The following is a 1371-nucleotide window of genomic DNA, read 5'->3' on the forward strand; positions in this document are numbered from 1 at the left end:
CACATTGCCTTCAATTCCAGCTTCTAAGCCAACATAAAAGTCTGCAGTTGGCATTTCCACTTTGGCATTTTTAACTCGATTGACTGAGCCGCGATGGGTCTCTTCGTTAGTCATCGGCTGATCGGCGACTTCACTCGGAACGCTGATGCCGACAAACTCAAAAGTTTGTTGAGGGAATGAGCTTTGAAATGCACTCTTTACCGCATTGATTTTTGCAGGGTTTAGAGAGGCGATAACGACTTTTTGGGTTGCCATGATCTTTTTACTCATCGATGTCTATTAGCTCAATTTCACTTGCGTTGGTTTGATGTTTTCGCTTGGATAACAACCCAGTACTTTCAAGTGTTTAGTGATTTTTGTTAGCTCTTGCAATGCTTGCTGCATTTCGGTTGAGCCTAGGTGCGCTTCTAGATCAACGTAGAACATTTCTTCCCACGGATTACCCATGATTGGACGCGATTCTAACTTAGTCATATTGATGCCGTAGCGTTGCAGTACCAGTAGAGTTTCAACCAATGAGCCCGCTTCCTGGGAGGTCGACATAATCAACGTCGTTTTGGCTGGAATTTGTGTTGAGACTTCAACTGGTTTACGCGCGACGACAATAAAGCGTGTGTGGTTTTCGGTTTGGTTTGCGATGTTGCCTTGGATCGCTTGCAGGCCGTACAACTTACCACTTGAAGCATTACCAATTGCGGCCACATCATCACGATTCATCTCTTGGACTTTTTGCATCGCGTCTGCTGTGCTTGCGCAAGACTCAAGTTTCACGCCTTTCATACGGCTTAAGAATTCGCTGCACTGTTGGTGCGGTTGCGGATGCGAGTACAGTGTTTTGATGTCTTCGAGGCGAATGTCTTTCGTTGCGACTAAGCAGTGCTCGATAGGTTGAGTCAGCTCACCAACAATATACAGCGTGGTGTGTTGCAGTAGGTCATATACTTCATTGATCGAGCCCGAGCTGGTGTTTTCGATGGGCAGCACACCGTAATCAGCATGGCCTGATTCCACCGTTCGAGTCACTTCTTTGAAATGCTCACAATTTAGCTCGATAAGCTCGGTATTTTTACGACTGAAATATTCGCGGCTTGCCAAGTGCGAGTAAGAACCTTTGGCTCCCAAGAAAGCGACGCGTGCAAGTGGCTTGCGGCTTTGTTGTGGGTTCACAAGGTTTTGCAGATAACCTTGTTGAAGTAAGACAGAATCTTCAATGATGGTGTGGAAAAGTTTGGTGATGTACTGAGCGTCGAGTTCGTATTTGTCTCGGCCGTTGGAAATCAGCTTAACCAACAGTTGTTGCTCTCGAACGGCATCACGAACCGGTTTTGAGGTTTGTACTTTGCTTTTGGCTACTTCAATGCTGAGTTTACG

At 46.1% G+C, this 1371-nt stretch carries 2 protein-coding genes; both read right to left on the reverse strand.

Features of this window, described 5'->3' with window-relative positions:
• The coding region (locus R7E00_RS23520; protein ID WP_318124641.1) for a DUF84 family protein at positions 1-255 on the reverse strand (255 nt) is incomplete at its 3' end.
• 24 nt (positions 256-279) lie between these two features.
• On the reverse strand, positions 280-1371 hold a 1092-nt coding region (gene pheA / locus R7E00_RS23525), incomplete at its 5' end, for a prephenate dehydratase (RefSeq protein WP_318124642.1).

It is taken from the genome of Vibrio sp. Vb1755 (assembly GCF_033338635.1).
In the GTDB taxonomy this organism is placed as follows: domain Bacteria; phylum Pseudomonadota; class Gammaproteobacteria; order Enterobacterales; family Vibrionaceae; genus Vibrio; species Vibrio alginolyticus.